We start from the raw sequence: 7,009 nt of genomic DNA on the forward strand, positions 1-7,009 counted from the left end.
ATGTACGTGTATATCAACGGCGCGGTCGTTCCGCGCGAAGAAGCGCAGTTATCAGCGTTTGATCACGGCTTTTTATATGGGCTCGGCTTATTTGAAACATTCCGCACGTATAGCGGCCACCCTTTTTTGCTTGACGATCATTTGGCCCGATTGAACAAAGGGCTGTCTGAGCTTCACATCGAAAGGCAGTTCGGCCGCGCCGAAGTGGTGGCGATCATCGAGCAGTTGCTCGAGGCCAATGGCTTGCGCGACGCTTATGTGCGCTTCAATGTATCGGCCGGGGTCGGCGATCTCGGCTTGCCGATCGAACGTTACCGAAACCCGACCGTCATCGTCTATATGAAGCCGCTTCCGCCGCCCGTCCCTCCGGAAGGAAAAGAAGGGGTGGTGCTCGCGGCAAGGCGAAACAGCCCGGAAGGCAATGAGCGACTAAAGTCGCACCATTATTTAAACAATATGATTGGGAAATGGGAGCTCGGACATCGACCTCATGCGGAAGGAATTTTTTTGAATTCAGATGGTGCGGTAGCGGAGGGGATCGTTTCCAATATTTTTTGGGTGAAAGACGGCATCGTCTACACGCCAGCGCCGGCTGTCGGCATATTAAACGGCATCACAAGACAATTCATCATTGCTTTGCTCAAGCAGTTGCGCATCCCAGTTGAAGAAGGGGTATATCCGCTGTCCCATTTGTTGCAGGCTGATGAAGCATTTATCACCAACTCTGTGCAGGAAATTGTACCCCTTTGCCGCATTGGCCATTGCGTTTACCAAGGAAAAAATGGTCCGGTGGTCCGGGCCTTGCAGCACCATTACCGACGCTTGACCCATCGGCTATGGACGAGGAACGAATTGGCAGAAAGGATGAACGACTGATGACAACATCGATGCGCCCTCTTCGGCTTCAATGCCGCGGGCATGAGCTTGACTTAAACAAAAAAACGTTGATCATGGGCATTGTCAACGTCACGCCCGATTCGTTTTCCGACGGCGGCCGGTTTTACGACGTGGAAAACGCGGTCAAGCACGCGAAGCGGCTCGTGGCGGAAGGAGCAGACATCATTGACATCGGCGGTGAATCAACTCGTCCGGGGGCGGATCCAGTGCCGCTTGATGAAGAATTGCGCCGCGTCATTCCGGCGGTAAAAGCGATTGCTAAGGCGGTGAGTGTGCCGATCTCAATTGACACGTACAAAGCGGAAGTGGCGCGGCAAGCCATGGAGGCTGGGGCGCACATCATCAACGACGTTTGGGGAGCCAAGGCGGACCCTGATATGGCCGGTGTTGCCGCCACGTACGGCGCGCCGATCATTTTAATGCACAACCGCCGCGATATGGCCTATCGCGATTTGATTTCCGACATGATCGCCGATTTGAAAGAAAGCATTCGCATTGTCAAAGAGGCGGGTGTGAAAGATGAGAACATTATTTTAGATCCGGGGATCGGCTTCGCCAAGACGGTCGAGCATAACTTGGAGGTGATGCGGCGCCTTGATGAATTTGCCGCTCTCGGCTATCCGCTTTTGCTTGGCACGTCGCGCAAACGATTTATCGGCCATGTGCTCGGCGTGCCTGTCGAGGAGCGGGTCGAAGGAACAGGAGCGACCGTTTGTCTCGGCATCATGAAAGGGGTGCACATCGTCCGAGTCCATGATGTATTGCCGATTGCCCGCATGGCCAAAATGATGGATGCTATGCTTGGGAAGGGAGAGAGCGGTCATCGATAAAATTTATGTGCAAGGCATGGAGTTTTACGGCTACCACGGGGTGTTTCGCGAAGAAAACATCCTTGGCCAGCGATTTTTGGTCGATGTGACGTTGGAGCTCGACTTGCAGCCCGCCGGGCGGAGCGATTGTCTTGAGTATACCGTCAACTACGCCGATGTGTACGAGCGCTGCCGGGCGATCGTTGAGGAGCGGACGTTCGCCTTGATCGAGGCGGTCGCTGAAGCGATCGCCGCCGACTTGCTCGCTGCCTTTCCTGTTGTCGAGCGCTGCATTGTCAAAGTGACGAAGCCGAATCCGCCGATTCGCGGCCATTATCAACATGTCGCAGTCGAAATTGATAGGGGTCGTTAAATGGAAAACATCGCATATCTCGCTTTAGGCTCCAACCTCGGAGATCGTGTTTTCTATTTGCGTTCTGCCATTGAAGCGCTCCATCATCATCAGGAAATTTTGATCACATCGAGCTCATCGATTTATGAAACCGATCCGGTCGGCTATGTCAACCAAGGCAAGTTTTTAAACATGGTGATCGAGGTGGCGACGACGTTGTCGCCGTTTGCCTTGCTTGACGTGACCCAGCAAATCGAACGACGTCTTGGAAGAAAAAGGGAAATTCGCTGGGGACCACGGACGTTAGACCTTGACATTTTGCTGTATAATCATGAAAATATTGAAACAGAGCAGCTGACGATCCCGCATCCGCGCATGGCGGAGCGGGCGTTCGTGCTCATCCCGTTGTTTGAAGTCAACTCCCACGTGGCAATACCGAACCTTTCCGAGCCGTTAATCGACATCATTGGCCGACTACCTGACAAAAAAGGAGTTCATGTATGGAAGCGGAAAGATGGGGAAGACGTATTCGCGCTTTTCGAAAGTTGAAAGGATATACGCAAGAAAGACTGGCGAAAGAACTAGGCATTTCCGTATCGATCCTTGGTGAAATTGAACGGGGGAACCGGATGCCGTCCGATTCGCTCGTTGGACAAATCGCCGAACGGCTGAATATATCGGTGGAAGAACTGGCGCCGCCGAAACTCGAATCGAACAAGTAGAAAGGAGGCATCTGCGATGTTTCGCATTGGCGATGTCGAAATTAAAAACCGCGTCGTGCTCGCTCCGATGGCAGGCGTATGCAACTCCGCGTTCCGCCTGACCGTCAAAGAATTCGGCGCCGGGCTTGTATGCGCCGAGATGGTAAGCGACAAAGGAATCGTATACAACAACGAAAAGACGTTAAACATGTTATATATTGATGAACGGGAAAAGCCGATCAGCTTGCAAATTTTCGGCGGCGAGAAAGAAACGCTCGTCAAAGCGGCGAAATTTGTCGATAAAAATACGAATGCAGATATCATCGACATCAACATGGGTTGCCCAGTGCCGAAAATTACGAATTGCGACGCTGGAGCGAAATGGCTGCTTGACCCGAATAAAATTTATGATGTCGTTGCCGCGATCGTCGATGCCGTTGAAAAACCGGTCACGGTGAAAATGCGGATCGGTTGGGATGAAAAGCACATTTACGCCGTCGAAAACGCTCAAGCCGTTGAGCGCGCCGGCGGGAAGGCCGTCGCCGTCCACGGACGGACAAGGGTGCAAATGTATGAAGGAAAAGCGGACTGGAACATCATCAAGCAAGTGAAAGAAGCCGTCAACATCCCGGTTATCGGCAACGGAGATGTCAAAACGCCTCAAGATGCAAAGCGGATGCTTGAAGAAACAGGGGTCGACGGCGTCATGATCGGACGGGCGGCGCTTGGAAACCCTTGGATGATCTATCGCACTGTCCGTTATTTAGAAACTGGAGAGCTCATCCCGGAACCGACGCCGAGGGAAAAAATCGATGTCTGCCTGCTGCATTTAGACCGATTAATTGCCTTAAAAGGCGAATATATCGCCGTCAAAGAAATGCGTAAACACGCTGCTTGGTATTTAAAAGGCATTCGCGGCGCAGCGAAAATCCGGAACGCCATCAATGAATGTGAAACGCGGGACGAACTGGCCGCACTGTTGCTTCGCGTGGCGGAGGAAGCGGAAGTCCAAGCAGCGGCGAACGCCGAAGCCGTTTAACGGATTTCCGAAAGAAGTCTCCCACCTCAAGGAACGCGAAGGGTGTAACCCAGTGAGTAGGTGGGAGATGAATGTCGGTTGGCGTTAGCCAACGAATAGGATAGAATATGGCTAGAACGGACACCTTCGGAACGAAGGGAAGCGTAAAGGGTTCTTGTGTGTGGCTTACCGTTCGGCGAACACGCACAAGTCGCTTGAAGCCTCCACCTCTAAGCGAAGCGTAGGTGTGGGTAGTTCACACAACGGAGATGACGTTCATGCAGCGGAGGACTGCCAGCGAGCGCTGGCAGTATTTTTCGTAAAAAATCGCTAAATGGAGTGAATGAGGTATGAGCCATGAAGAATTGAACGACCAACTGCGCGTCCGCAGGGAAAAGCTGAAAAAAATTGAGGAATTGGGTGTCGACCCGTTTGGCAAACGGTTCGAGCGCACTCATAAAGCGCAAGAACTGTTCGAACTGTACGGCGATTTGTCGAAAGAGGAACTTGAAGAAAAGCAAATTGAAGTCGCCGTCGCCGGCCGCATCATGACAAAGCGCGGCAAAGGAAAAGCCGGGTTCGCCCATATCCAGGATGTCACCGGGCAGATTCAAATTTACGTCCGTCAAGACGATGTTGGCGAACAGCAGTACGAACTGTTTAAAATCTCTGACCTTGGCGATATCGTCGGCGTGCGCGGCACAATGTTTAAAACAAAAGTTGGTGAACTTTCCATCAAAGTGTCGTCGTACGAATTTTTGACGAAAGCGCTGCGTCCGCTGCCGGAAAAATACCATGGTTTGAAAGACATAGAGCAACGCTATCGCCAGCGTTATCTCGATTTAATTATGAATCCGGAGAGCAAAAAGACGTTCATCACCCGCAGTTTCATCATCCAATCGATGCGGCGGTATCTCGACAGCCGTGGCTATTTGGAAGTTGAAACGCCGATGATGCACGCCGTTGCTGGCGGCGCTGCGGCGCGCCCGTTCATTACGCATCATAACGCATTGGATATGACCCTTTATATGCGAATCGCCATCGAGCTCCATTTAAAACGGCTCATCGTCGGTGGTTTGGAAAAAGTGTATGAAATCGGCCGCGTTTTCCGGAACGAAGGCATTTCCACCCGCCATAATCCGGAGTTTACGATGCTCGAATTGTACGAGGCGTACGCCGATTTCCGTGACATCATGGAACTAACGGAAAACTTGATCGCCCACATTGCCACTGAAGTGCTTGGAACGACGAAAATTCAATACGGCGAGCATGTCGTCGACTTAACGCCCGAGTGGCGGCGCCTCCATATGGTCGATGCGATCAAGGAATATGTCGGCGTCGACTTCTGGCGGCAGATGAGCGACGAAGAGGCGCGGGAGCTGGCGAAAGAACATGGAGTGGAAGTTGCTCCACATATGACGTTTGGCCATATTGTCAACGAATTTTTTGAACAAAAAGTCGAGTCTCACCTCATTCAGCCGACGTTCATTTATGGCCATCCGGTTGAAATTTCACCGTTGGCCAAGAAAAATCCGGACGACCCGCGTTTTACCGACCGATTTGAGCTGTTTATCGTCGGGCGTGAACATGCCAACGCCTTTACCGAATTGAATGATCCGATCGATCAGCGCCAACGCTTTGAGGCGCAGCTGAAAGAGCGTGAACAAGGAAACGATGAAGCACATGAAATGGACGAAGACTTCCTTGAAGCGCTCGAGTACGGCATGCCGCCAACAGGCGGGCTTGGCATCGGGGTCGACCGTCTGGTCATGCTGCTGACGAACTCGCCGTCGATCCGCGACGTGTTGCTTTTCCCGCAAATGCGTCATAAATAAATTTGATCGCTCCCTGCAAAGACAAGCAGCAGGGGGCTTTTCATTTATGTAAAAATAGTCGTCGTTGTTTTGTTGAAAAACAAACACAGGAAGTCGAGTTGACAAACCACTCCCAACGTGTTATATTATGATAGCACGTTGAAATGACAGCACTAATCAAAAACAAGGACCTATTGACAAATAAATAAATTTAATTATAATATGACTTGTCTGTTGATTGTCTAGTGATGATAGCGGAGGGGAAACACCCGTTCCCATCCCGAACACGGAAGTTAAGCCCTCCAGCGCCGATGGTAGTTGGGGCCAGCGCCCCTGCAAGAGTAGGTCGTCGCTAGGCAATCCCGTGGAGGATTAGCTCAGCTGGGAGAGCACTTGCCTTACAAGCAAGGGGTCGGCGGTTCGATCCCGTCATCCTCCACCATCACCTATTATGAGCCATTAGTTCAGTGACGAGTATTACATCTTTGAATCTACTTCGAGTTGTCCCGACGCATCCAACATCTTCGAATATGCTAGCAGAGGAAGGGACATCGTTCATTGTGAGTGTATACTTGACTATGAGCCATTAGCTCAGTAGGTAGAGCATCTGACTTTTAATCAGAGGGTCGGAGGTTCGAGTCCTCCATGGCTCACCACAATTGATTTGCGGGTGTGGCGGAATTGGCAGACGCGCTAGATTCAGGGTCTAGTGCCCTTTACGGGCGTGGGGGTTCGAGTCCCTTCACCCGCATGTTGATTCGAGCGGAAGTAGTTCAGCGGTAGAACACCACCTTGCCAAGGTGGGGGTCGCGGGTTCGAGTCCCGTCTTCCGCTCCATTTATTTGCCCATTTAGCCGGGGTGGCGGAATTGGCAGACGCACAGGACTTAAAATCCTGGGGTAGGTCACTACCGTGCCGGTTCGAGTCCGGCCCTCGGCACTTGCGCTCGTAGCTCAATTGGATAGAGCATCTGACTACGGATCAGAAGGTTAGGGGTTCGAATCCTCTCGAGCGCGTTGGCGGGAAGTAGCTCAGTTTGGCAGAGCACATGGTTTGGGACCATGGGGTCGCAGGTTCAAATCCTGTCTTCCCGATAGCGGATATATGGGGCCTTAGCTCAGCTGGGAGAGCGCCTGCTTTGCACGCAGGAGGTCATCGGTTCGATCCCGATAGGCTCCACTGTTGCTTTATGTCTGTGCCTGCCGCTTGCAAGGGAATTTGAAGACGTGAGGTTCCTCGGTAGGATTACAGAGAAGCAAACGAAAGTAGCAACCTTGTGTCCTGCAAGTGAATGGAGAGAAACGGGATTCTTCGACGAAAACCAGCAGAGAAGTTGTTTCAATGCAGCAACTTTGCGCCTGTGTCTTCTAGTGAATTCGGGGGAATTGGGTTCCTCGACGCAAGACTGCAACGAAGCA

7 protein-coding genes, 8 tRNA genes and 1 rRNA gene are annotated in these 7,009 nt (G+C 51.9%); all 16 read left to right on the forward strand.

The window, feature by feature from the left end:
- The 16 genes from pabC (at window position 1) to DI44_RS16495 (ending at window position 6,770) form a co-directional block, all read left to right on the forward strand.
- Window positions 1-876 carry an aminodeoxychorismate lyase gene (gene pabC, locus DI44_RS16570; protein ID WP_013143970.1) on the forward strand — a complete coding sequence of 292 codons (876 nt, stop codon included), beginning with the start codon at window positions 1-3 and terminating at the stop codon, window positions 874-876.
- Entirely contained in the window at window positions 876-1,727 is an 852-nt protein-coding gene (folP, locus tag DI44_RS16565; RefSeq protein WP_015373714.1) for a dihydropteroate synthase, read from the forward strand. The genes pabC and folP overlap by 1 nt, the downstream gene beginning before the upstream one ends.
- Entirely contained in the window at window positions 1,690-2,079 is a 390-nt protein-coding gene (gene folB, locus DI44_RS16560; protein WP_014194586.1) for a dihydroneopterin aldolase, read from the forward strand. Before folP ends, folB begins: the two co-directional genes overlap by 38 nt.
- Window positions 2,080-2,607: a 2-amino-4-hydroxy-6-hydroxymethyldihydropteridine diphosphokinase gene (gene folK, locus DI44_RS16555; RefSeq protein ID WP_025950929.1), complete on the forward strand. Its 528-nt coding sequence runs from the start codon at window positions 2,080-2,082 to the stop codon at window positions 2,605-2,607. It abuts the gene before it with no gap.
- Window positions 2,559-2,780 (forward strand): helix-turn-helix transcriptional regulator, encoded by a 222-nt coding sequence (locus DI44_RS16550; RefSeq protein ID WP_011229587.1) that lies wholly within the window; start codon window positions 2,559-2,561, stop codon window positions 2,778-2,780. Before folK ends, DI44_RS16550 begins: the two co-directional genes overlap by 49 nt.
- 16 nt (window positions 2,781-2,796) lie before the next feature.
- A complete protein-coding gene (gene dusB / locus DI44_RS16545; protein ID WP_011229588.1) occupies window positions 2,797-3,798 on the forward strand; it encodes a tRNA dihydrouridine synthase DusB in 1,002 nt (333 codons plus the stop codon).
- Window positions 3,799-4,127: 329 nt separating this feature from the next.
- Complete coding sequence (lysS, locus tag DI44_RS16540) at window positions 4,128-5,612, forward strand: lysine--tRNA ligase (protein WP_015373717.1); 1,485 nt, start codon at window positions 4,128-4,130, stop codon at window positions 5,610-5,612.
- 220 nt (window positions 5,613-5,832) lie between these two features.
- A 5S ribosomal RNA gene (gene rrf, locus DI44_RS16535) occupies window positions 5,833-5,949 on the forward strand.
- Window positions 5,950-5,957: 8 nt separating this feature from the next.
- A tRNA-Val gene (locus DI44_RS16530) sits at window positions 5,958-6,033 on the forward strand.
- Window positions 6,034-6,171: 138 nt separating this feature from the next.
- Window positions 6,172-6,247, forward strand: a tRNA-Lys gene (locus DI44_RS16525).
- Between the two features lie 10 nt (window positions 6,248-6,257).
- Window positions 6,258-6,342 (forward strand) — tRNA-Leu (locus DI44_RS16520).
- A gap of 11 nt (window positions 6,343-6,353) precedes the next feature.
- Window positions 6,354-6,428: transfer RNA gene (locus DI44_RS16515), tRNA-Gly, on the forward strand.
- 16 nt (window positions 6,429-6,444) lie between these two features.
- Window positions 6,445-6,530 (forward strand) — tRNA-Leu (locus DI44_RS16510).
- Between the two features lie 3 nt (window positions 6,531-6,533).
- Window positions 6,534-6,607: transfer RNA gene (locus DI44_RS16505), tRNA-Arg, on the forward strand.
- 4 nt (window positions 6,608-6,611) lie between these two features.
- Window positions 6,612-6,685, forward strand: a tRNA-Pro gene (locus DI44_RS16500).
- Between the two features lie 12 nt (window positions 6,686-6,697).
- A tRNA-Ala gene (locus DI44_RS16495) sits at window positions 6,698-6,770 on the forward strand.
- Window positions 6,771-7,009 lie beyond the last annotated feature (239 nt).

Source organism: Geobacillus sp. CAMR5420, from assembly GCF_000691465.1.
Classification (GTDB): Bacteria; Bacillota; Bacilli; order Bacillales; family Anoxybacillaceae; genus Geobacillus; species Geobacillus thermoleovorans.

Excerpts from the sequence above, each read along its gene's own strand:
- pabC (WP_013143970.1), top strand. The coding sequence starts at position 1 with ATGTACGTGTATATCAACGGCGCGGTCGTTCCGCGCGAAGAAGCGCAG.
- folP (WP_015373714.1), top strand. The coding sequence starts at position 876 with ATGACAACATCGATGCGCCCTCTTCGGCTTCAATGCCGCGGGCATGAG.
- folB (WP_014194586.1), top strand. The coding sequence starts at position 1,690 with ATGCTATGCTTGGGAAGGGAGAGAGCGGTCATCGATAAAATTTATGTG.
- folK (WP_025950929.1), top strand. The coding sequence starts at position 2,080 with ATGGAAAACATCGCATATCTCGCTTTAGGCTCCAACCTCGGAGATCGT.
- DI44_RS16550 (WP_011229587.1), top strand. The coding sequence starts at position 2,559 with ATGGAAGCGGAAAGATGGGGAAGACGTATTCGCGCTTTTCGAAAGTTG.
- dusB (WP_011229588.1), top strand. The coding sequence starts at position 2,797 with ATGTTTCGCATTGGCGATGTCGAAATTAAAAACCGCGTCGTGCTCGCT.
- lysS (WP_015373717.1), top strand. The coding sequence starts at position 4,128 with ATGAGCCATGAAGAATTGAACGACCAACTGCGCGTCCGCAGGGAAAAG.